Below are 22,574 nucleotides of genomic sequence, written 5' to 3'. Positions count from 1 at the left end.
ATACTTGCCGAAATGAACGGGCGGCGGCCGCAAGGCTGCCGCCCAGACCGCTCATGCATTTGAGACATGTGGCGTGGTCCCATCCCGCGCTTCACGATTTCAGGACCGAAGAAATGTCACGTTCGACAACGTCAGGCCCCTCCCAACGCATGCTGCGCGTCGGCGAGCAGGTGCGTCATGCCCTTTCCGAAACGCTGCAGCGCGGCGAGATCATCGATCCGGTGGTCGAGAACAGCGTCGTGTCGGTCTCCGAGGTGCGCATGTCGCCCGATCTCAAGATCGCCACCGTCTTCGTCTCGCCGCTTGGCGCGGCTGACGACAATGCCGTGGTCGAGGCGCTCAACAGGCACGCGAAGTTCATCCGCGGCCGTGTTTCGGGCGCTCTGAGGCAGATGAAGTATATGCCGGAGTTCCGCTTCCGGCTCGACACATCCTTCGACAATTTCGCGAAGATCAATGAACTGCTGAAATCGCCCGAAGTGGCGCGCGATCTCGGCGACGGCAAGAACAACGGCAAGGACGAGGAATAGTGGCGCGGCGCGGCAAGAAGAAGGGTCGGCCGGTCTCCGGCTGGGTGGTGCTGGACAAGCCGGTCGGCATGGGCTCGACCGAGGCCGTTTCCAAGATCAAATGGCTGTTTCAGGCCGAGAAGGCCGGCCATGCCGGCACGCTCGATCCGCTCGCTTCCGGCATGCTGCCGATCGCGCTTGGCGAAGCGACCAAGACCGTTCCCTACGTGCAGGATGGCGCCAAGATCTACCGCTTCACCGTCGCCTGGGGCGAGGAGCGCTCGACCGACGACCTCGAAGGCCCGGTGACCAACAGCTCCGATCGGCGCCCGGCCGAGGCCGAGCTGAGGGCGCTGCTGCCGAAATACACCGGCATCATCATGCAGACGCCGCCGCAATTCTCGGCCGTCAAGATCGCCGGCGAGCGCGCCTATGATCTCGCCCGCGATGGCGAGACGGTCGACATACCCGCACGGGAAATTGAAATCGGCCGTTTGGATATTATCGAGCACAATGCCGACAAGACCGTCTTCGAGGTCGAATGCGGCAAGGGCACCTATGTGCGCTCGCTGGCGCGCGACATGGGCCGCGATCTCGGCTGCTTCGGCCATATCGCTGAATTGCGCCGCGTCGAGGTCGAGCCGTTCACGCCGGACGATTTCGTCACGGTAGCCGAACTGGAAGCGGCCCGTTTTGGCGGCAAGACTGAAGAAAGTCCGGATAAGGCCGAGGCGCCGGTCGATTTCAGCGCCATCGACGCGCTGCTGGTCGAAACGGCGGCGGCGCTCGATTGCCTGCCGCAAGTCGCGGTCAGCGACGACGCGGCGACGAAGATCCGCCTTGGCAATCCGGTCATCATTCGCGGCCGCGATGCGCCGGTCGAGGCGGAGGAGGCCTGCGCCACCGCGCGCGGCAGGCTCGTCGCCATCGGCGCCATCGAGCAGGGCATGTTCAAGCCCAAGCGGGTCTTTGCCGGGTGAATCCGGTCGTCTAAGCTCCACTGGCTGCCGACGCTTCAGGGATCTCATGGCCAAGGCTGATACAGGCAACAAGAGGGCGCCGCTGAGAACCCGCCGGCCGCCGGTCGGGGCGTCGCCCGGCACGCTGATCGCCGATCCGGCGGCACGGCGCAGCGAGCTTCGGCTGACATTGATCTCGCCGCAGAAATACGAAACCATCGACAATGCCTCGATCGACGACCTCAACACCCATTGCCAGAAATGGCCTGTCGTCTGGCTGGATTGCACGGGGCTTGCCAACATTCCGCTGATCGAGGAGATCGGCCGTATCTTCAACCTCCACCCGCTGGCGCTGGAGGACGTCGTCAACACCGGGCAGCGGCCCAAGGTGGATTTCTTCGAGGACCATGCCTTCGTCGTCATGCGCATGATCGACGATGTCACCGCGCATCGCTACGAGCAGATCTCGCTGTTTTTCGGCCGGAATTTCGTCGTCACTTTCCAGGAACGCGAGGGCGATCCGTTCGATCCGGTGCGCAAGCGCATCGCGGCCGCGATGCCGAACAGGCTGCGCTCGCGCGGTGCCGACTATCTTGCCTATGCGCTGATCGATGCCATCGTCGACAGCTATTTCCCGCCGATCGAGGCGGCGAGCGAATTGGTCGACGGCATCGAGGACGAGATGCTGAACAAGCCGCACAAGCATCAGATGCGGCAGCTGCATGAGCTCAGGCGCGACGCCAACGTGCTCAAGGGCGTGCTGTGGCCGATGCGCGATGCGCTGGCGACGCTGATCCGCAACGACGTGCCCTTCGTGAAGGCCGAAACCAAGATCTTCTTCAACGACACGCTCGACCATTCGCTGCGGCTGATCGAGCTGGTCGAGAACCAGCGCGACATGCTCACCGGCCTGATCGAGATGCATCTCTCGCTGTCCCAGGCCCGCACCAACGACGTCATTTCCTATCTGACGATCGTCTCGGTGATCTTCATGCCGCTGACCTTCCTGGTCGGCGTCTGGGGCATGAATTTCGACCCGGAAAGCTCGCCCTGGAACATGCCCGAGCTGAAAGCCTATTACGGTTATCCGGCGTCGCTGCTGTTCATGGCGGTCGTTGCTGTCGGGCTGATCGCGTTCTTCAAAGGGAAGAAGTGGTTGTAGCCTTTGAATTCCCCGGTTTTCGCCGCCAGAACCTGCGACAAGCCGGCTTGACAATTGGGCTGGTGTTTTTTCCGGAATTGCACTATATGCGCCGCAGCTTCGCGCCCTGACGCGTCGCTTGCACTGGCCCCTGCTGGACGACATCCCGGCTGTGGGCGTCCCGTTTCCTCCAACAGATAAGGAAAAGCACGATGTCGATCACTGCCGATCGCAAGAAGGAATTGATGACCGAATACGCAACCGCCAAGGGCGATACCGGATCTCCGGAAGTCCAGGTTGCCATTCTTTCCGAGCGCATCAAGAACCTGACCGAGCATTTCAAGGACCACAAGAAGGACAACCATTCCCGCCGTGGCCTGCTTGCTCTGGTTTCCCAGCGCCGCAGCCTGCTTGATTATCTCAAGCGCAAGGATGACGCGCGCTACCAGACGCTGATCGACAAGCTCGGTCTCCGTCGCTGACCAATTGGCCGGCGGGCTCTCCAAGGGGGCCCGCCGGTCGCGCATTGGCGCATCGGATAGTCCGCTGCCGCAATGCTGAAAAAGGAAATTCGCCTGCGCGCATGGCGCGTTCCGGAAACAGCGTTTCCGGCGTCAAGCGCAAGGCCGGCCGACCAGCCGGCCAATCGGGTTCCGGACCGCAGAGGGCTATCCGGAACCGCCCATGGACGGTCATGGGGCAGGATTGCAGGATGCTCGCTCGGCCTTGCGCCGGAACTGTCGAGCTTCCCGTTGTCTTGCCCGTGGCTGCCCGAAGGAAGCCAGGAAAGGGAGAACCCGCGACCGTTAGGACGGTGCGGCCCTTTCCGCATATGAAGGACAAGATATGTTCAATCATCACAAAGTGGAAATCGAATGGGGCGGCCGTCCGCTCATCCTGGAGACCGGCAAGATCGCCCGCCAGGCTGACGGCGCGGTGCTCGCCACCTATGGCGAGACCGTGGTTCTGGCCACCGTCGTCTCGATGAAGGAGCCGAAGCCCGGCCTCGATTTCTTCCCGCTCACCGTCAACTACCAGGAAAAGACCTATGCCGCCGGCAAGATCCCGGGCGGCTACTTCAAGCGCGAGGGGCGTCCGAGCGAAAAGGAAACGCTGGTTTCCCGCCTGATCGACCGTCCGATCCGCCCGCTTTTCGCCGACGGCTACAAGAACGACACCCAGATCGTCGTCACCGTCGTGCAGCATGACCTCGAGAACGATCCGGACATCCTGTCGATCGTCGCCACCTCCGCCGCGCTCACGCTTTCGGGCGTGCCCTTCATGGGTCCGATCGGCGGCGCCCGCGTCGGTTATATCAACGGCGAATATGTGCTCAATCCGCATATCGACGAGATGCAGGAATCCAAGCTCGACCTCGTCGTCGCCGGCACCGCCGACGCCGTGCTGATGGTCGAATCCGAGGCCAAGGAACTCTCCGAGGACCTGATGCTCGGCGCCGTCATGTTCGGCCACAAGAGCTTCCAGCCGGTCATCGATGCCATCATCAAGCTGGCCGAGGTCGCCGCCAAGGAGCCGCGCGACTTCACCGCGCCGGATTATTCCGCGCTCGAGGCCGAGATGCTGAAGGTCGTCGGCGACGAGCTTCGCGAGGCCTACAAGATCACCGACAAGCAGTCGCGCTATGCCGCGGTCGATGCCGTCAAGGCCAAGGTCAAGGCTGCCTTCGCTCCGGCAGAAGGCGAGGAAGCCAAGTACACTTCCGAGCAGATCGGCAGCGTCTTCAAGGAGCTCCAGGCCAAGGTCGTGCGCTGGAACATCCTCGACACCGGCTCGCGCATCGACGGCCGCGATCTCAAGACCGTGCGCAAGATCGTGTCCGAGGTCGGCGTCCTGCCGCGCACCCATGGCTCGGCGCTGTTCACCCGCGGCGAGACCCAGGCGCTGGTGGTTGCCACGCTCGGCACCGGCGAGGACGAGCAGTTCGTCGATTCGCTGACCGGCATGTACAAGGAGAAGTTCCTTCTCCACTACAACTTCCCGCCTTACTCGGTCGGCGAGACCGGCCGCATGGGCTCGCCGGGCCGCCGCGAAATCGGTCACGGCAAGCTCGCCTGGCGCGCCATCCATCCGATGCTGCCTTCGGCGGAACAGTTCCCCTACACGCTGCGCGTCGTCTCGGAGATCACCGAATCCAATGGTTCGTCGTCGATGGCGACCGTGTGCGGCACTTCGCTGGCGCTGATGGATGCGGGTGTTCCGCTGGCCAAGCCTGTCGCCGGCATCGCCATGGGCCTGATCAAGGAAGGCGAGCGCTTCGCGGTGCTCTCCGACATCCTCGGTGACGAGGACCATCTCGGCGACATGGACTTCAAGGTCGCCGGCACCGCCAATGGCGTCACCTCGCTGCAGATGGACATCAAGATCGATGGCATCACCGAGGAGATCATGGGCATCGCCCTTGGCCAGGCTAAGGACGGCCGCCTGCACATCCTTGGCGAGATGGCGCATGCGCTGTCCGGCGCCCGGGCCGAGCTCGGCGAATTCGCGCCGCGCATCGAGGTCATGCACATCCCGACCGACAAGATCCGCGACGTCATCGGCTCCGGCGGCAAGGTGATCCGCGAGATCGTCGAGAAGACCGGCGCCAAGATCAACATCGAGGACGACGGCACGGTCAAGATCGCTTCGGCCAACGCCAAGGAGATCGAGGCGGCGAAGAAGTGGATCCACACCATCGTCGCCGAGCCGGAAGTCGGCGAGATCTACGAAGGCACCGTCGTCAAGACGGCCGACTTCGGCGCCTTCGTCAACTTTTTCGGCCCGCGCGACGGTCTCGTCCACATCTCGCAGCTCGCCAATGAGCGCGTCGCCAAGACCTCCGATGTCGTCAAGGAAGGCGACAAGGTTTGGGTTAAGCTGATGGGCTTCGACGAGCGCGGCAAGGTTCGCCTGTCGATGAAGGTCGTCGACCAGGCGACCGGCAAGGAAATCGTCCAGGAGAAGAAGAAGGCCGAAGGCGAGGAAGACGCCGCCTGATCGGTCTGGCTGGATAGTTTAAGACGGGCGCGCCGCAAGGCCGCGCCCGTTTTGTTTCGAGGGTGGATGAATGGCCGCCGAACCGCTGAAGACGCTGTTTTACCCGTTCGAGGCCGAGGCGCTGCCTCTGCCGCGAAAGGATGCCCGCGTTCTCTTTCTGGGCGCCGAGCCCGGCTTCCGCTTTCCCGAAGGCTTTGATGCGGCGCTGCATCTCGTGCAAGGCTTTCGACCGCATTTCCGCGCCTTGCAGGCGTCCGGCTACACGGTCACGCCGCGTGTGGAAGGCCAAGGTTACGACATGGCTCTCGTGCTTGCCGGCCGTCATCGGGGCCACAATGAGTTGCGCATCGCCGAAGCACTCGAGCGTGTTGCGCCGGGCGGGCTGATCGCTGTCGCGGGTGGCAAGGATGACGGCACCGACAGCCTGCGCAAGCGGATCAACGCGCTGGCGCCGCTCGAAGGTCACCTGCCGAAGCATCACGGCGTTGCCTTCTGGTTCCGGCGGGCCGGCATGGGAGCAGCCGCGACGCTGCGCGCCGGCAACCCCGACCTTGTTGTCGAAGGCGGTTTCAAAACCGCGCCTGGCATGTTCTCGTTTGACAGGATTGACGCCGGTTCGAAACTGCTGGCCGCTAGCCTGCCTGATGATCTCAAAGGCAATGTCGCTGATTTCTGTGCCGGCTGGGGTTATCTGGCGGCGGAAGTCCTGCAGTGCTCGCAGAGCCTCACCGCGCTTGATCTTTACGAAGCGGACTTCGAAGCACTGGAAGCAGCTAGGTTGAATGTCCGTGGCGCCATCGAGCCGCGCTTCTTCTGGATCGATCTGCTCACCGAGGCGGTCGAGCGGCGCTACGATGCCATCGTCATGAACCCGCCTTTCCACAGCGGCCGCGCCGCCGAGCCCGGCATTGGCGCCGGCATGATCCGCGCGGCGTCGAAGGCGCTGAAACCGGGCGGTCGCCTATTCATGGTCGCCAATCGCCAGCTTCCCTATGAACAGGTGCTGTCCGAGGCTTTTGCCAACCATACCGAGATCGCCCGCGACGGCATGTTCAAGGTGTTGTCGGCGCGCCGCTGAAAGCAATTCCAGGAAAAGTGCGGAGCGGTTTCCCGTCCGGAATTGCGCCAGGAAAAAAGCAATTCCAGGAAAAGTGCGGAGCGATGTTCCGTCCGGAATTGCGCCAGGAGAAAGTAGCTCTAATGCAGGCTGACGATACGGGCGGGCTCGCGCGCTTCGATGGCAGGCCGCATCTCGCCGAGCTCGACCTTGAGCGGGGCCGGGCGGCCGAACAGATAGCCCTGGACCACCTCGCAGCCCGCGGCCCTGAGCAGCGTAGCCTGGTTCTCTGTTTCCACGCCTTCGGCGATGATGCCGACGCCCAGCGCCCGCGACAGGCCGACAATGGTCGAGACGATCGCGCCGGAACTGGAGTCGGTGTCGATGCGGCTGACGAAGGAACGGTCGATCTTCAGCTTGCCGAAGGAGAAGTCGATCAGGTAGCTCAAATTGGAATAGCCGGTCCCGAAATCGTCGACGGCCACCGAAATCCCCATCTCGGCAAGCTGCTCCAGGATCGCGGCGGCGCGGTCGCGATCCTGCATCATCGCCGTCTCGGTGACCTCGAGCTCCAGCCGCGACGGCTTGATGCCGGTCGATTCCATCACCTCGCGCACGATGCCGACGAAATCCCTGGTCATGAACTGGACCGGCGAGATGTTGACGGCGACGAAGCAGTCCTGCGGCAGATGCTTGGCGTCGCTGCAGGCCTTGCGCAGCACCCATTCGCCGATCGGATTGATCATGCCGGTTTCCTCGGCGATTGGAATGAACTCCATCGGCGGAATCATGCCGCGCTCCGGATGCTTCCAGCGGATCAGCGCCTCGTAGCCGACGACGCGACCACTCGGCAGGTTGAGCTGCGGCTGGTAGTGGAGACTGAAGTCGCCGCGGTCGAAAGCGGTCTTCAGCTCCGATTCGATCCATTGCCGATAGTCGGCCACGCGGCCCATGTCGGCGTGGAAGACAGACCAGTTGCCGACGCCGCTGGCCCGTGCATTCTGCAGCGCCAGGTTCGAACGGCGCAGGACCAGGACCGGGTCGACGCCGTCCTTCGGCATCGCCACGATGCCCACCGACAGGCTGACCGACTGCAGGTGGGTCTGCAACTGGTAAGGCTCCATCATATCGCTGATGAGCTTTTCGATCAGCCGCTCGATCGAACCACGGATGTCGCGGTCCGGCAGCAGCACGCCGAACTCGCCGGCGCCAATGCGCCCGATCACAGCATCCTTCGGCATGCTCTCCTTCAGCCTGCTGGTGAAGGCGCGGACAAGGTCGTCACCATGGCTGTAGCCGATGGCGTCGTTGATCTGCTTGAAGCGGTCGATATCGATGTCGATCAGGAACACCGGCTCGCCGGTTCGGATCGTTCCGGCGGCGGCATCGGCAATCTCGCCGACCATGGCCTGGCGCGACAAAAGACCCGTCAGCTTGTCGAAATGGGTTTCCTTGACGACATAGGCCACCGATTCATCGACGCCGGCGAAGAACGACATCGCCGCACCGCCGGCGGCAAGGGCGCACAGCGCGGCGATGGCGCCTATCATCGTCTCAGCCGGCATGCCGGCTATGCCATCGCCGAAGCCGAACTGCAACCCCCACAATCCGAGGATGAAACTGCCCATGCCGGAGCTGGCGATGGTGATCAGCCGGAACAGCGGTGTTCGCTTCGGGTTACTGATTGCAGACATGCAAGGTCCCTGGATTAAGGGGCCTTGTAGCGGAAATCTCCTTAAAATGAGTTTCCGCCGATGCCTGCAATTTTACTGGAAAATATTGTTTGCCTTAGCGAACTATTCGCGACCACCGTCGTTCTGCTTCAGCTCCTCCAGCGACGGCATCGAAACTATGTGATAGCCGGAATCCACATAATGGATCTCGCCGGTGACACCCGACGAAAGATCGGAGAGCAGGTAAAGCGCCGAGCCGCCGACTTCGTCCAGGGTCACGGTGCGCCGCAGAGGCGAGTTCCGCTGCTGATAGGAGAACATGTGGCGGGCGTCCGAAACGCCAGAGCCGGCCAGCGTACGCACCGGTCCGGCCGAGATGCCGTTCACCCTGATGCCGCGCGGCCCGTAGTCATTGGCAAGGTAGCGAACGCTGGCCTCGAGCCCGGCCTTGGCGACGCCCATGACATTGTAGTTCGGCATCACCCGCACCGACCCGGCATAGGTCAGTGTGATCATCGAGCCGCCATTGCCCATGAGCGCGGCGGCGTTGCGGGCGACCTCGGTGAAGGAATAGCAGGAGATCACCATGGTGCGCACGAAATTGTCGCGGCTGGTGTCGGCGTAGAGGCCCTTGAGCTCGTTCTTGTCGGAAAAGCCGATGGCGTGCACCACGAAGTCCAGCCCGCCCCAGGCCTTGCCGAGCGTCTCGAAGGTCGCGGTGACGGAAGCGCTGTCCTCGACGTCGCAAGGCACGATCAAGGAGGCGCCCACCTTCTCGGCGAGCGGCTTGACGCGCCGCCCGAAGGCGTCGCCCTGATAGGTGAAGGCAAGCTCCGCCCCGTGCTCGGACAATTTCTTGGCAATGCCCCAGGCGATCGAATGATCGTTTGCGACCCCCATGACAAGCCCGCGCTTGCCCTTCATCAACCCTTCCATAAAAGGCAGATCCTTATGCGGAATAGCGCTGGAAAATCAGCGTTGCGTTGGTGCCACCGAAACCGAAGGAATTGGACAAAACGGTGTCGATCTTGGCGTTGTCGATACGCTTGCGCACGATCGGCATGCCCTCGAATTCCGGATCGAGCTCCTCGATATGGGCGCTCTCGCCGATGAAGCCGCCCTGCATCATCAGGATAGAATAGATCGATTCCTGCACGCCGGCCGCCCCCAGCGAATGGCCGGTGAGCGACTTGGTCGAGGTGATGTAGGGCATCTTGTCGCCGAACACTTCGCGGATGGCGCCCATTTCCTTGGAATCGCCGACCGGCGTCGAGGTCCCGTGGGTGTTGATGTAGTCGACCGGGGTCGAGACGGTGGCAAGCGCCTGCCGCATGCAGCGGATGGCGCCTTCCCCCGAAGGCGCGACCATGTCGTAGCCGTCGGAGGTCGCGCCATAGCCGACGATCTCGGCATAGATCTTGGCGCCACGCGCCTTGGCGTGCTCCAATTCCTCCAGCACCAGCACGCCGGCGCCGCCGGCGATGACAAAACCGTCGCGGTTGACATCATAGGCGCGCGAGGCGGCCGTTGCCTTGTCGTTGAACTTCGACGACATGGCGCCCATGGCGTCGAAAAGGTCCGACATCGTCCAGTCTAGATCTTCGTGGCCGCCGGCGAACATCATGTCCTGCTTGCCCCACTGGATCAGCTCATAGGCGTTGCCGATGCAATGCGCCGAGGTCGAGCACGCCGACGAGATCGAGTAGTTGACGCCATGGATCTTGAACCATGTGGCCAGGGTCGCCGAGGCCGTCGACGACATCGCCTTCGGCACGGCGAATGGACCGATGCGCTTGGGGCTGTTGTTCTTGATCGTGGTTTCGGCCGCCTCGACGATGGTGCGGGTCGAGGGTCCGCCGGACCCCATCACGATGCCGGTCCGCTCATTGGTGATGTCGGTCTCGCCAAGCCCGGCATCGGCGATCGCCTGGTCCATGGCAACATGGTTCCAGGCCGCGCCCTGGCTCAGGAAGCGCATGGCGCGGCGGTCGATCATCGGGGTAGGATCGAGCGTCGGCGCGCCCCAGACCTGGCAGCGGAAGCCGTGCTCGGCGAAGGAATTGGAAAAGCTGATGCCGGATTTGGCATCGTAAAGCGAGCTCTGGACCTCATTGGCATTGTTGCCGATCGACGACACAATGCCGAGCCCTGTCACTACGACCCGTCTCATTCGCAACTCCTTCCGGCGTATCCGGGCGGAAAACCTAGCCGGTTTTCGCCTGTGATCATACGCAAATAAACTGACGTGGCGCCCATTGGGTACGCGGACGCCGTGGCGAAAAACGGTCAGGCGGCCGACTGTTTGGACAGGCCGACCTTCAGATCCGTGGCGGCGTATATGGGTTCGCCATCCGCCTTAAGCCAGCCATCGGCGATGCCGAGCACCAGCCGGCCACGCATCACGCGCTTGAAGTCGACGCCGTACTCCACCTTCTTCACCGACGGCGTCACCATGCCCTTGAACTTCACCTCGCCGGTCGAAAGCGCCATGCCCTTGCCGGGTTCGCCCAGCCAGCCGAGATAAAAACCCGTCAACTGCCACATGGCGTCGAGGCCGAGGCAGCCCGGCATGATTGGATTGCCGATGAAGTGGCAGGCGAAGAACCACAGGTCCGGCTTAATGTCGAATTCGGCGCGGATGAAGCCCTTGTCGAAGGCGCCGCCGGTCTCGCTGATCTCGGTGATGCGGTCGAACATCAGCATAGGTGGGTAGGGCAGCTGGGCGTTGCCCGGCCCGAACAGGTCGCCGCGGGCGCAGGCGAGCAGTTCCTCGTAATCGTAGCTGGACTTTTGATCCGCCATCAAATTTCCGTCCCCGTGTTCTTTCGCGGGCGGCAGGGCGCCCTTCTCGTTGGTTTCCTAACACACTCTGTTTGCGGCCGGAAACCGGCGTTTGCGCTTAACCCGTGCGCCTGCCCGGGTCAATGCGCGCGCTATTGATCGCATTCAGACTACAGAATATATGTCGGCTGATGTCCGGTTTTGGCTTTCGACGTCTTTTTGCCACTCTGGACCTGTTGATGGGCTGGGCAACAAGCTTCGAAGCGAAGAGATGGATTCGGGCTACCGGAAGGAAAATGTCGCTGTGGACAAGCGGGTTCGCGAAGCCGGCCTGAGGCCGACGCGCCAGCGCATCGCGCTGGCCGATCTGCTTTTCGCCAAGGGCGACCGCCACCTTTCGGCCGAGGAACTGCATGAAGAGGCGATCGCCGCCGGCGTGCCGGTTTCATTGGCGACGGTCTATAACGCGCTCCATCAATTCACAGAGGCCGGGCTGCTGCGCATCCTGGCGGTCGAAGGCTCGAAAACCTATTTCGACACCAACACCTCCGACCATCATCACTTCTACGTCGAGGGCGAGAACCGGATTTTCGACATCGAAAGCGGACCGGTCACAGTCTCCAACCTGCCGGCACCGCCGGAGGGCATGGAGATCGCCAATGTCGACATCGTCGTGAGGCTTCGCCCGAAGCGCGGCGACTGATCCCGTGGCGACGCGGCCCGTCGACCTGATCGTCCGGTTTGAGTGGGTCACCGTCGCCGCCTTGGCCGTCGTTTGCTACGCGCTGGCCCACTTTTCCTGGTGGCTGTTTGCGCTGCTTATCCTGGCGCCGGACCTGTCGATGCTGGGCTACCTCGCCGGGCCGCGCCTCGGCGCCGTCACCTATAACGCCTTGCATATCCTGATTGCCCCGCTGGTCCTTCTGCTCGCGGGCGCGTTGCTCTCTGGTCCGCTCACAACCGCGGTGGCGCTTATCTGGATAGCGCACATCGCCATCGACCGTGCCCTCGGCTACGGCCTCAAGCTGCCCACCGCTTTTCAGGATACGCATCTCGGCCGCATTGGCCGCGACCGCAGCGGCGCTGCCGGCTAGGGGCGCATCGAGATTCAGATCAGGCCGAGTCGAGAATGATGGTTTCCGAGAACCGGAGCGGAGCGTACTGAAAGTACGTCAGCACCGGAAGCGCAGGAAGCCGTCATTCGCAGGCCGGCCTCACCTGAATATCGATGCGCCTCAGTTCTTGAACTTCTCGCCCGGATAGGCGCCCCACACCTGCGACTGGGCCATCCAGCCGGTGTGACCATCAAAGGTCATCTCGCACCATTGGCCGTCGCATTTCTTGATCGAGCCGATCACGCCCGGCTCGATGATGGCGATGACACCGGCGTCCTTGTCGGGCTCGTCGAGCAGGTTGACCTGCCCGCCCTTGCCGCGCTGCCAGGGCGCGACGATGGCGGTGCGCCGGCCGGAAAGCAGCGACTGGTTGATCCAGCCCTCCGATCCGTCGGCATCGCGCACGCGCCGCCATGTGTCGAATTCCTGGATGACTTCCATCGGCAGGCCGGCCTTCAGATACATCCAGTTGACGGAATAATTGGCGCCGGGGCCGACGCGCGAATTGACGCGGGCCGGTTTCAGGCTGACGAAGCGCGGCAGCGGCAAACCGCTCGGACCAAGCGTTATGGTTTGCGCCGGCGCGGCCGCGCTTTGCGCGAATGCCTGCGGCGCGCAAAGGAGGGCGCCAAGAATGGCTGCGCTGAGGGTCAGGCGAAGCGACGCGAAACCAGACACTTTCGTTCCTTTCGGCGCCGGTCCGTCGGATGAGCGCCCCTTTTTCTTTGTCTTCGGCGGCACCGCTTGTTACAGGAGTGGGCTGATGCCGCGACTGGCTACAAGTTTCGCCGGTCTTGGTTAAAGAGGTCTCAACGAGATCGGTTTCGAGAGCATGATCCCGAGAAGTGGGAATCGGTTTTCGGAAACGATCATGCTCCAAAAAAGAGCAGGATCAGGATGACGATTCAACGAGACGTCAACCTGATCTAGCAAGCTTCGGGGATAAAATGGCAGGCAAAAAACGGCCCCTCGTCGTCATCACGCGCAAGCTGCCCGACCCTGTCGAGACCCGCATGCGCGAGCTGTTCGACGCAAGGCTGAACGTCGAGGACCGGCCGATGACCCAGCCGGAGCTGGTCGCGGCGGTCAAGGAAGCCGACGTGCTGGTTCCCACCATCACCGACCACATCGACGCGGCGCTGATCGCGCAGGCCGGCGAAAACCTCAAGCTGATCGCCAATTTCGGCAACGGCGTCGACAAGATCGACGTCGCGGCGGCCGCCAAGAAAGGCATCACCGTCACGAACACGCCGAACGTGCTCACCGAAGACACCGCCGACATGACCATGGCGCTGATGCTCGCCGTGCCGCGCAGGCTCGCCGAAGGCGCCAATGTGCTGACCGGCGAGAAGAAATGGGCCGGCTGGTCGCCGACCTGGATGCTCGGCCGACGCATCTGGGGCAAGCGTCTCGGCATTGTCGGCATGGGCCGCATCGGCACGGCGGTCGCCAGGCGGGCCAAGGCCTTCGGCCTCTCGATCCACTATCACAACCGGCACCGCGTGCTGCCGGCGGTCGAGGAGGAGCTGGAGGCAACCTATTGGGAAAGCCTCGACCAGATGCTGGCCCGCATGGACATCATCTCGGTCAATTGTCCCTCGACGCCGGCGACGTTCCACCTTTTGTCCGGCCGCCGGCTGGCGCTGATGCAGCCTTCGGCTTACCTGGTCAACACGGCGCGCGGCGACATCATCGACGAGGAAGCGCTGATCAAGCTGATCCATGACGGCAAGATCGCCGGCGCCGGCCTCGACGTCTATGAGCACGAGCCGGCGCTGAACACCAAGCTCCTGAAGCTTGCCGCCAAGGGCAAGGTGGTGCTTCTGCCGCATATGGGATCGGCTACGCTCGAGGGCCGCATCGACATGGGCGAGAAGGTGATCATCAACATCCGCGCCTTCTTCGACGGCCACCGCCCGCCGGACCGTGTTCTGCCGCTGAGGACCTAAAGGCTTAAACGGCCATGGTAATCGCGCCGTCCGCAGTGACGGTTGCCGCGCCTCCGCGGTAGGCGTCGAACGCGCCGCGGTCGAGCCTCACCGCGATCGGCGTCTGCCAGCCCATTTCCCGGGCGACGATCAGGCCGAGCAGCAGGATGGCGTCCGGCTCGTGCAACAGCAGGGCCACCGGCGCGCGTCCGTTGTAGACAAGCTCCATCAGCACCGCCGAAGCCGATGACGAGCCGATCGTGCTCGGCAGGAACAGCACGCGGCCGGCAATGACTTCGCCATGCTGCGGGTGGCGGACATCGGCGATGCGGCCTGTCTTCGGGTCGACGCCGCCCCAGAAGCTGATCGGCGCCGTCAGCACCAGGGCCTCGCCTTCGCCGGCCTTGCCCGGCACCAGGATTTCGGCTGCTGAGTTCATGCGGCGATATCCGTCAAGACCGGCTTGCCGCGGACCGCGCTTTCGACACAATCGGCGAGCGAGGCGTAGAGCACCGCATAGCCGGTGTTGCCCGGCGCGTAATGGGCGAACTTGCCCGAATTGGTCATCAGCACGCCGTTGCCGATGTCTGGCATGATCGGCGTCACCACCACGCAGGTGTCGGCGACGATGACCACGCCGCTGGCCTCGAGCCTCTTTCGCCGGCCGTCCTTCTCCAGCAGGGCAAGCGCATGGCGGCCGGTGCAGGCATAGATCGGCACCGCGAGCCGCCGCCCGGCGATCAGCCGCTCCAGGCTTTCGAACTCGGCGTGCGACAGATGCGGGCTGCCGATCGCCACCGCATCGATGGCTTTAGGCGCTAACGCGGTCGACAGGCCGGCGCGGGCATTGGCAACCATCTCAGGCGTCACGCGGATCACCGCTTCCGGTTCCGGCCCGGCCAGGATGGTTGCGACCTCGGGAGCCTCGGGCGTGACGCCGGCTATGTGGAACAGGCCGACCGCGCCAGACGATGCGGCCGCCGCGCCGAAGGCTTTCAGCGCATCCTCGCCGGGATGACCGGCCACTCCTCTGAGGACGCCGATCGCGTTGCCGACCTCGCGGCCGTAGAGGCTGCCCAGGACAGGCCAGGCGATTTCCGAGGCAAGGAAGGAGGGCGACAGGCCCGAGACGTCGAACACAAGCCGCGCCCGGCGGTTTTCAGGCCGATGCAGGCCGTAGTCCGGCGCGCGGCCGGTGATGGCGCAGGCAATGTCGAGAAAATCGCCGTAGCGGTTGGTGCGCGCGCCCAGCACCGAGTTGCAGAAGACAACCGCGTTGGACTCGCCCCAGGCCACATCGCTGCCCTGTGCCGGCCTGTGTCCGGCCTGATAGGGCGCGCAGGTCCAGCTCTGCTCGCAGCCGAGCTTGCGATAGGCTTCCATCATTCGCCGCGCCATGCCGCGCTGCGGCTCTTCCAGGCGGATGCGCGAGCAGCCCATCAGGTCGAGCGCTCCGACATTGAGCGTCGAGCGCACCGCGACCTTCGTGCCGCCTTCGACCAGCCTTTCGGCGAACAGCGTGCCGGAATCGCCGTGATAGAGCGCCCCGTCGATATGCGCGGACGCGATCGGGATCAGCCCCGGCGCGCCGAGCAGCCTGGCGCTTTCGGCAACGATGCGCATCGCCATGCCCGCGCCGTCGTGGCTGGCGGCGATCGCCTGTTCTTCCGGGCTGAGGGCAAGACTCAAGACAGCACCTTGCGCATGGTGATGGAGGTCGGCCTGTCATAGCCCGCATGCGCCGTGCGCCCGGTCTCGCGAAAGCCGAGCCGGGCGAAGGCCGCGTGGTTTGCGGTCAGCTCGATACGGGTCTGCAGCTCGATCGCATCCTTGCCGCGCGCCCGGGCAAGATCCTCCACCGCTTGCATCAGCCGGGCTCCGAGGCCCTGACCCTGGAGCGCTGGCTCGACTGCGAGCTTGCCGACATAGAAATCCCGCGCCCGCTCCAGCGCGAAGACGCAGCCGACGACGCGGCCGTTCTCGACGACCACAAAGCACGTCTCCTTTTTCGCCTTCCCGGCAAGGTTGTCGGCGCTCAGAAGATGCGCCGATGACGGTGGGTCGATGACGCCGTCCATATAGGCAAAGGCGCGGCGGATCAGCGCGAGCAAGTCGTCCCATCCGTCGAAATCCGCGGGAAGGCCGATAATGGAAATGCCGACGGTCTGGTCCATACGCTCAGACGGCCTTGTAGCGGATGGTGTCGAAGCGGGCTGTGAGCCCGTCATAGAGCAGTAGCCGGCCGATGAGCGGATCGCCTATGCCGGTAATCAGCTTGATCGCCTCCATTGCCTCCAGCGCGCCGATGACGCCCGTCAGCGCGCCGACAATGCCGGCAACGGCGCAGGACGGCACCAGCCCTTCGGGAGGCGCCTCTGGGAACAGGTCGCGATAGCTCGGGTTGCGCTTGCCGTCGGCGCCTGTCTCGAACGGTTTCAGCACCGTGACCGAGCCGTCGAAGCGGCCGACGGCGGCCGTCACCAGGGGCTTCTTCTCGCTGGCGCAGGCATCGGCGACCGCGTAGCGCGTCTCGAAATTGTCGGAACCGTCGACAACGACATCGTAACGGGCGACGAGGGCAGGGGCGTTCTCTTCCGTTAGCCTCAGGCCGTGCGTTTCCACCGCGACGTTGGGGTTGAGGCGCATGATCGCTGCCGCGGCGCTGTCGGTCTTGGCCATGCCGATCGTATCGCTGCCATGGATCACCTGCCGCTGCAGGTTGGACAGCGAAACCGTGTCGTCGTCGACGATGCCGAGCGTGCCGACGCCGGCGGCGGCAAGATATTCCAGTACCGGCGCGCCGAGCCCGCCGGCGCCGATCACCAGCACCCGCGCTCGTTTCAGCTTCTGCTGCCCTGGCCCGCCGATCTCCGTCAGCACGATGTGGCGGGCATAGCGTTCGAGCTCTTCGTCGGTGAGGGCGGCATCGGTCATGGCTGGACTTTATCGCTGGTGCAGAGCCTTGTCAGTAAGCGCAAGGCAAAGCCTTGTGGTCCACATGACGAGGCAAAGGTTTCGCACGACGCAAGGCAAAGCCTGGTGGCGCAGCGCCGAAATAGCTTCTTCACGGGCTAGCCGGTCGGCTCGACGCTGCCATGATCGACCGTCAGGAACTGCGCCCGGCCTTCAAGGCTCGAGAATAGGGCGGCATCCGTGCCGGTCATGAAGGCCTGGCAGTTGAGCTCCTCGAGGATTGAAAATAACGCTGCGCGCCGGCCTGCATCGAGATGCGCGGCGATCTCGTCCAAGAGCAGGATCGGCGTCAGACCCGACATCTCGCCGGTCAGCCTGGCATGCGACAGCACGATACCGACCAGCAGCGCCTTCTGCTCGCCGGTCGAGCAAAGTTCCGCCGGCATCGACTTCGGCCGATGCCGCACCACGAGATCGGAGCGGTGCGGACCGTCCAGCGTGCGGCCGGCGGCGCGGTCGCGTTCACGGCCATTGGCAAGAGCGGCGCGATAGCGTTCCTCAACATCGACCGCCGGTGCGCTGCCAAGCGCGCTTTCAAGATCGCCGGCGAGGCTGATATCGGCCTGCGGAAACGGCCCGCTGCCGGGCAATCTGTCGATCATGGCGGCAAGCAGCCGCACCAACTCGGCCCGCGCCGCGGCGATCGCCACGCCGGTTTCGGCCATCTGCGTCTCGATCGCGTCGAACCAGGCGCCGTCGCGGGAACCTTCGGTAAGCAGACGGTTACGCCCACGCATGGCCTTCTCATAGTCGAGCGCGCGCTGGCCATGGCCAGGGTCGATCGCCAGCACCAGCCGGTCGAGGAAGCGGCGTCGGTCCGCCGCCGGCCCGGGAAACAGCCCGTCCATCGCCGGCGTCAGCCAGACGACCCGCAGCCATTCGAGCATATCCTCGGCCGATCGCGCCGGCGCGCCGTTGATCCGCACCTTCCTGCCGCCTTCGCCGGCGGCGTCGCCGCCGGAAATGCCGGTGCCGATCTCGACCTGGCCCTCCGGCCCCTCGATGCGCGCATGCAAGGCGAAGCCGCTGTCGCCGCCTTCGCGCGCCACATCCGCATAAGGCGCGCGGCGCAGGCCCCGGCCAGGCGTCAGGAACGAGATCGCTTCCAGGAGATTGGTCTTGCCGGCGCCATTGTCGCCCGACAGCACCACCGCGCCAGGGGCAAGTTCCAGCGAAAGTGCCGCATAGTTGCGGAAATTCGTAAGCGTTAACTTACTTATGTAGCTTTGCTGCCGAAGCTGTTTCGCATCCGCGGTCACGGCGACACATCAGGTCCGCTAAAGCAATTCCAGGAAAAGTGCACTGCGGGTTTCCGTCCGGAATTGCGTCGACAAAGAGACCTAGACCCGCATCGGCATCAGCACATAGAGCGCGGTTTCGTCGGCCATGTCATGGATCAGCGTCGGCGAGCCGGCGTCGGCCAGCATGAACTTGGCCTCCGACCCGGTGAGCTGGGCCGCCACATCGAGCAGGTATTTGGCGTTGAAGCCGATCTCGATCGGATCCGACGAATAGTCGGCCGCCAGTTCCTCGGTGGCACTGCCCGAATCCGGATTGTTGACCGCGAGCGTGAGCTGGCCGTCATTGATCGACAGCTTCACGGCCCGGCCGCGTTCGGAGGAAATGGTCGAGACGCGGTCGACCGCGGCGGCGAAGCTCTGGCGATCGATGATCAGCTTCTTGTCGTTGCCGGTCGGGATCACGCGCTGATAGTCGGGGAAGGTGCCGTCGATCAGCTTGGAGGTCAAAACGACGCTGCCGATGGTGAAGCGGATCTTGGTGTCCGACAGTTCCGTCGTCACCGCGACATCGGGGTCGTCGACCAGCTTCTGCAGCTCGCTCACCGTCTTGCGCGGAATGATGATGCCCGGCATGCCTTCCGAACCTGCCGGCGCGTCGATCTCGGCGCGCGCCAGGCGGTGTCCGTCGGTCGCCACCGAGCGCAGCTTCAGCTTGCCGCCGACTTCGACGGCGTGCAGGTAGATACCGTTGAGGTAGTAGCGCGTTTCCTCGGTCGAGATGGCGAACTGGGTCTTGTCGATCAGCCCCTTCAGCGCCGCCGATTCCAGCCGGAAGATATGCGAGAACGAGCCAGCCGAAAGCTCCGGGAAGTCGGATTGCGGCAGGCACTGCAGGCGGAAGCTCGAACGGCCGGAGGTGACGGTCATCGCGTTGCCGTCCTCGTCCGTCTTCAGCATCACCTCCGCGCCATCGGAAAGCTTGCGCACGATGTCATAGAGCAGATGCGCCGGCACCGTCGTCGCGCCGCCGCGCTCGACCTTGGCGGGTGTCGCCTCCGTCACCTCGAGGTCGAGGTCGGTCGCCTTCATCTCGAGGCTCGCGCCCTCGGCGCTGAGCAGCACGTTGGAGAGGATCGGGATGGTGTTGCGCCGCTCGACCACTCGGTGGACGTGGTTGAGTGACTTCAGGAGATTTGACCGTTCCAGGATAACACGCATGACGAACAGGCTCGCTTCAATGAATGAACGGGTCACCGGCAGGCGGCATCCCGCGAAAGCCCTGAAAGGCTTCCAGAATCTCCGTAAGCTGACAGTAAAAAGCCTGCAAAGGCAAGCCCGCGGCACCGGTTCGAGCCGGTTGCGCGGGCTTTCTGGGGATAAAGCCGGCGAAGCGGGTCGCCGGCCATTTTCGCATTGCCTCAGGCCTGGTCGTTGATCAGCCTTCTGAGCAGTTCGAGCTCCTGCGCGAGCGTGTTGTCGCCGCCCGAAAGGTCCTCGATCTTGCGCACGGCATGCAGCACGGTCGTGTGGTCGCGGCCGCCGAAACGCCGCCCGATCTCCGGCAGCGAGCGCGGCGTCATCACTTTCGACAGATACATGGCCACCTGCCGCGGCTTGACGATGGTGCGCGTGCGCCGGTTGGACAGAAGCTCCGTCTTCGACACGTTGTAATGGCGCGCCACGATGCGCTGGATGTCCTCGATGCGCACCCGCTTCGGCTCGCCCGAGCGATAGATGTGGCCGAGGATCTCGTCGATGCGGTCGATCGTGATCTGCGGCTCGAAGGACTGGCGAAACAGAAGCTGGTTGAAGGCGCCCTCAAGCTCGCGCCCGCTGCCGGTGACCGTACGGGCGACATGCTCCAGGATCTCGTCCGAGATGTCGAGCGATGTGTCATCGCTCTTGGCGGTGGCGCGGCGCAGCTTCAGCATGCCGAGCCGCATGGCGAAATCCGGCGCCGACATTTCAAGCGCCACGCCGCCATTGAGGCGCGACCGCACGCGAGGCTCCAGCGATTCCAGCTCCGACGGCGGCCGGTCGGCCGCGACCACCACCTGCTTGGCGCTGTCGAGCAGCATGTTGATCAGGTGGCAGAATTCGTGCTGGATCGATTTGCCTTGCAGGAACTGCATGTCGTCGATGATCAGGAGATCGATGTCGCGCAGCTGCTCCTTCAGCGTCAGCGCGTTGTTGTCGCGGATCGCGGTGGCGAAGCGCCACATGAAATACTCCGCCGTCAGATAGACGACGCGCGACTTCGGATTGTGCCGCAGCGATTCCGCCGCGATCGCCTGCAAGAGATGCGTCTTGCCGAGCCCGACGGTGGCATGCAGGAAAAGCGGGTTGAAACGCACCGCGCTCGACTGCGATTCCGCCACGGCTCTCGCCGCCGCGAAGGCCACCCTGTTGGACGGTCCCTCGATGAAGGAGGCGAACGTGTAGCGCGGGTCGAGTGGCGACCCCAGAACATTGTGGCGGAACTCCGGTTCCGCGGATGCGCCCTGGCGGGGCGCCGGCGCCCGTTGTTCCACGCGTCCGGCGCTCGCGGTGCCGTTGGCCAGCGCGGTGTGCGTCTGCCTGGTCGTCTTGCGGGCCGGCGCGATTTCCGGCTCGACATGGTTGCGCCCCTGGCGCGTCGCGGTGCGCACGACGATCTCGATCTTGAGGACGTCGGGATCCTCATGCCGCCACAGCTCCGCGATAAGCTCGAGATAGTGGCCGTTGATCCATGACCGCAGGAAGGCGGTCGGCACCGAGATGCGGACAATGCCGCGGGAAGCCTCGGCGACCTTCATGCGACCAAACCAGCTCGAATAGACCTCGGCCCCGAGACGCGCCTTCAACTGGGCCTTGACCCGTTCGAACTTCTGTTCCGCGTCGCTGGATACCGCCACGTCGCCCTCTCCGACAAAAGTTGCTGGAAATGGGAGATCGCCCGCTATCTCCCTCTCGATGCCGCTTTGCATGATCACAGTTCCTTGTCTTCTCGTACCCTTTTCCCGCCGGGGATGCGCCTCCTGCATCCTTGGTCCGGCGACCTCATTCGCCGCGCTGCCGCTGCCGCCGCCGGCAAACGGTCATCGCAACTCGCGCAAGGGACCAGCCGCCGGCTCCGCACGCCGGCTTCCGACAAAGACAAGGCAATACGCCACCCTCCGGCGAAAACGCCGGCGAGACATCGACCGCCAATGTACAATTACGCCAGTCCCCTACCGCACCGAAGAGACAAACCAAGCCACGCGCGGAATTGCTCCACGTCATGAATTCTGCCATTTTGTGCTGGCCGATTCAGGCTGGGTCAGGGGCTTAGTGCCCGTCCCTTCGATGGATGGACATTACCGAAATCGCTGTGGATAGGGCAAGGCCACATCTAACGGTTTTTTAACGAATCTGGTTACCGAACGGGACTTGAATTCGGGTGCTGCGACGGCACGTTTTGACAAAGCCATTGTGATTCAAACCCTTTTCCGGCGAATATGAAAAAGACCGCCCGAAACGAAATATTCTGAAATAATTCTCTTGACAGCTACTTCTCCCCCGCGGTCCGGCCGTGCGTTGAACAAGCTGTGGATGACCGTCTGTAAGTACCTGAAAAGAATGAGAAATTTCTGACAGGGGAATTTGGGCAGGTGCCGCGGCGGAGGCGCGCAGATATAAGCGGCGCTGTATATGCCGGCAAAACAATACCGGCATTTGAATCGCCTCACAAGTGCAGCTTGCGGGCGAACTTTTTAAGTACTTGCCGGCAAACGAAAAAACCCGGCCTGTGCGGCCGGGTTCCAAATCGAGGGATCGAGGATTGAGTCGATCAGGCCGACAGCGTCTTGACCCGCTGAGCCAGTCGCGAAACCTTGCGGGAAGCCGTGTTCTTGTGGACGACGCCCTTGGTGGCGGCGCGCATCAATTCCGGTTCGGCAGCCTTGAAGGCTTCCACCGCAGCGGCCTTGTCGCCGGCGGCCAGTGCCTCTTCGACCTTGCGGACATAGGTGCGGACGCGCGAGCGGCGGTTCTTGTTGACCGCAGCGCGGCGGGCGATCTTGCGCGTAGCCTTTTTGGCCGAGGAAGTATTGGCCATGATGCCTCTCTTCTGATCTGGTGAACGCCAGCGATGTCGCAGGGCGCAAAAAACAAACGGGCAGCCACGGGCCGCCTCGGTTGGTGCGGCTTATAGTTCAGCTTTTCCGCCTCGTCAACGCCGCT

The 22,574-nt window shown here is 63.6% G+C and carries 22 protein-coding genes; 9 read left to right on the top strand and 13 right to left on the bottom strand.

Annotation, left to right across the window (positions count from 1 at the left end; translation table 11 throughout):
• The first annotated feature begins 113 nt into the window (after window positions 1-113).
• From rbfA to EJ069_RS20425, 6 genes are all read left to right on the top strand, one after another.
• Window positions 114-530 carry a 30S ribosome-binding factor RbfA gene (gene rbfA / locus EJ069_RS20450; RefSeq protein ID WP_126062843.1) on the top strand — a complete coding sequence of 139 codons (417 nt, stop codon included), beginning with the start codon at window positions 114-116 and terminating at the stop codon, window positions 528-530.
• Window positions 530-1,489 (top strand): tRNA pseudouridine(55) synthase TruB, encoded by a 960-nt coding sequence (gene truB, locus EJ069_RS20445; RefSeq protein WP_126062842.1) that lies wholly within the window; start codon window positions 530-532, stop codon window positions 1,487-1,489. Before rbfA ends, truB begins: the two co-directional genes overlap by 1 nt.
• 46 nt (window positions 1,490-1,535) lie before the next feature.
• Window positions 1,536-2,630, top strand: coding sequence for a magnesium/cobalt transporter CorA (corA, locus tag EJ069_RS20440; protein ID WP_126062841.1), 1,095 nt, complete (start codon window positions 1,536-1,538; stop codon window positions 2,628-2,630).
• A 149-nt stretch (window positions 2,631-2,779) separates the two neighbouring features.
• Window positions 2,780-3,091, top strand: a complete 312-nt coding sequence (gene rpsO, locus EJ069_RS20435; RefSeq protein ID WP_280952563.1) for a 30S ribosomal protein S15 — start codon at window positions 2,780-2,782, stop codon at window positions 3,089-3,091.
• A gap of 364 nt (window positions 3,092-3,455) precedes the next feature.
• Window positions 3,456-5,606 (top strand): polyribonucleotide nucleotidyltransferase, encoded by a 2,151-nt coding sequence (pnp, locus tag EJ069_RS20430; RefSeq protein WP_126062840.1) that lies wholly within the window; start codon window positions 3,456-3,458, stop codon window positions 5,604-5,606.
• Between the two features lie 70 nt (window positions 5,607-5,676).
• On the top strand, window positions 5,677-6,684 hold the full coding sequence (locus EJ069_RS20425) for a class I SAM-dependent methyltransferase (protein WP_126062839.1): 1,008 nt from the start codon (window positions 5,677-5,679) through the stop codon (window positions 6,682-6,684).
• A gap of 119 nt (window positions 6,685-6,803) precedes the next feature.
• On the opposite strand, the gene EJ069_RS20420 is transcribed toward EJ069_RS20425, so the two are convergent.
• The 4 genes from EJ069_RS20420 to fabA form a co-directional block, all read right to left on the bottom strand.
• On the bottom strand, window positions 6,804-8,357 hold the full coding sequence (locus EJ069_RS20420; protein WP_126062838.1) for a bifunctional diguanylate cyclase/phosphodiesterase: 1,554 nt from the start codon (window positions 8,355-8,357) through the stop codon (window positions 6,804-6,806).
• Window positions 8,358-8,459: 102 nt separating this feature from the next.
• Window positions 8,460-9,272: an enoyl-ACP reductase FabI gene (fabI, locus tag EJ069_RS20415; protein ID WP_112127956.1), complete on the bottom strand. Its 813-nt coding sequence runs from the start codon at window positions 9,270-9,272 to the stop codon at window positions 8,460-8,462.
• 13 nt (window positions 9,273-9,285) lie between these two features.
• Window positions 9,286-10,506: a beta-ketoacyl-ACP synthase I gene (gene fabB / locus EJ069_RS20410; protein ID WP_126062837.1), complete on the bottom strand. Its 1,221-nt coding sequence runs from the start codon at window positions 10,504-10,506 to the stop codon at window positions 9,286-9,288.
• Window positions 10,507-10,622: 116 nt separating this feature from the next.
• Window positions 10,623-11,138, bottom strand: a complete 516-nt coding sequence (gene fabA, locus EJ069_RS20405; RefSeq protein ID WP_040985924.1) for a 3-hydroxyacyl-[acyl-carrier-protein] dehydratase FabA — start codon at window positions 11,136-11,138, stop codon at window positions 10,623-10,625.
• A 250-nt stretch (window positions 11,139-11,388) separates the two neighbouring features.
• Here fabA and irrA point away from each other — a divergent pair, with 250 nt between their 5' ends.
• Together irrA and EJ069_RS20395 are read left to right on the top strand one after the other, a co-directional pair.
• Window positions 11,389-11,820, top strand: a complete 432-nt coding sequence (irrA, locus tag EJ069_RS20400; protein ID WP_042647097.1) for an iron response transcriptional regulator IrrA — start codon at window positions 11,389-11,391, stop codon at window positions 11,818-11,820.
• Between the two features lie 4 nt (window positions 11,821-11,824).
• The gene (locus EJ069_RS20395) at window positions 11,825-12,211 is read left to right on the top strand and encodes a DUF4260 domain-containing protein (protein WP_126062836.1); all 387 of its coding nucleotides are present in this window, start codon (window positions 11,825-11,827) and stop codon (window positions 12,209-12,211) included.
• 141 nt (window positions 12,212-12,352) lie between these two features.
• On the opposite strand, the gene EJ069_RS20390 is transcribed toward EJ069_RS20395, so the two are convergent.
• Window positions 12,353-12,910, bottom strand: coding sequence for an SH3 domain-containing protein (locus tag EJ069_RS20390; RefSeq protein WP_126062835.1), 558 nt, complete (start codon window positions 12,908-12,910; stop codon window positions 12,353-12,355).
• A gap of 269 nt (window positions 12,911-13,179) precedes the next feature.
• Here EJ069_RS20390 and EJ069_RS20385 point away from each other — a divergent pair, with 269 nt between their 5' ends.
• Complete coding sequence (locus EJ069_RS20385) at window positions 13,180-14,181, top strand: D-glycerate dehydrogenase (RefSeq protein ID WP_126062834.1); 1,002 nt, start codon at window positions 13,180-13,182, stop codon at window positions 14,179-14,181.
• Window positions 14,182-14,185: 4 nt separating this feature from the next.
• Here EJ069_RS20385 and EJ069_RS20380 read toward each other — a convergent pair whose 3' ends face one another.
• The 8 genes from EJ069_RS20380 to rpsT all read right to left on the bottom strand — a co-directional run bounded on the left by EJ069_RS20380 (window position 14,186) and on the right by rpsT (window position 22,449).
• Window positions 14,186-14,599, bottom strand: a complete 414-nt coding sequence (locus EJ069_RS20380; protein ID WP_126062833.1) for a DUF126 domain-containing protein — start codon at window positions 14,597-14,599, stop codon at window positions 14,186-14,188.
• Complete coding sequence (locus EJ069_RS20375; protein ID WP_126062832.1) at window positions 14,596-15,849, bottom strand: aconitase X catalytic domain-containing protein; 1,254 nt, start codon at window positions 15,847-15,849, stop codon at window positions 14,596-14,598. Before EJ069_RS20375 ends, EJ069_RS20380 begins: the two co-directional genes overlap by 4 nt.
• Complete coding sequence (locus EJ069_RS20370; RefSeq protein ID WP_126062831.1) at window positions 15,846-16,334, bottom strand: GNAT family N-acetyltransferase; 489 nt, start codon at window positions 16,332-16,334, stop codon at window positions 15,846-15,848. Before EJ069_RS20370 ends, EJ069_RS20375 begins: the two co-directional genes overlap by 4 nt.
• Window positions 16,335-16,338: 4 nt before the next feature.
• Complete coding sequence (locus EJ069_RS20365) at window positions 16,339-17,094, bottom strand: molybdopterin-synthase adenylyltransferase MoeB (protein WP_126062830.1); 756 nt, start codon at window positions 17,092-17,094, stop codon at window positions 16,339-16,341.
• A gap of 137 nt (window positions 17,095-17,231) precedes the next feature.
• Entirely contained in the window at window positions 17,232-18,392 is a 1,161-nt protein-coding gene (recF, locus tag EJ069_RS20360; protein ID WP_126062829.1) for a DNA replication/repair protein RecF, read from the bottom strand.
• An 81-nt stretch (window positions 18,393-18,473) separates the two neighbouring features.
• Complete coding sequence (dnaN, locus tag EJ069_RS20355; RefSeq protein WP_095819339.1) at window positions 18,474-19,592, bottom strand: DNA polymerase III subunit beta; 1,119 nt, start codon at window positions 19,590-19,592, stop codon at window positions 18,474-18,476.
• A gap of 200 nt (window positions 19,593-19,792) precedes the next feature.
• Window positions 19,793-21,340: a chromosomal replication initiator protein DnaA gene (dnaA, locus tag EJ069_RS20350; protein ID WP_126062828.1), complete on the bottom strand. Its 1,548-nt coding sequence runs from the start codon at window positions 21,338-21,340 to the stop codon at window positions 19,793-19,795.
• 842 nt (window positions 21,341-22,182) lie between these two features.
• The gene (rpsT, locus tag EJ069_RS20345) at window positions 22,183-22,449 is read right to left on the bottom strand and encodes a 30S ribosomal protein S20 (RefSeq protein ID WP_040985913.1); all 267 of its coding nucleotides are present in this window, start codon (window positions 22,447-22,449) and stop codon (window positions 22,183-22,185) included.
• Window positions 22,450-22,574: the final 125 nt, after the last annotated feature.

It is taken from the genome of Mesorhizobium sp. M2A.F.Ca.ET.043.05.1.1, assembly GCF_003952445.1.
Lineage (GTDB): Bacteria > Pseudomonadota > Alphaproteobacteria > Rhizobiales > Rhizobiaceae > Mesorhizobium.
This window is presented reverse-complemented; position numbering and strand designations above follow the sequence as displayed.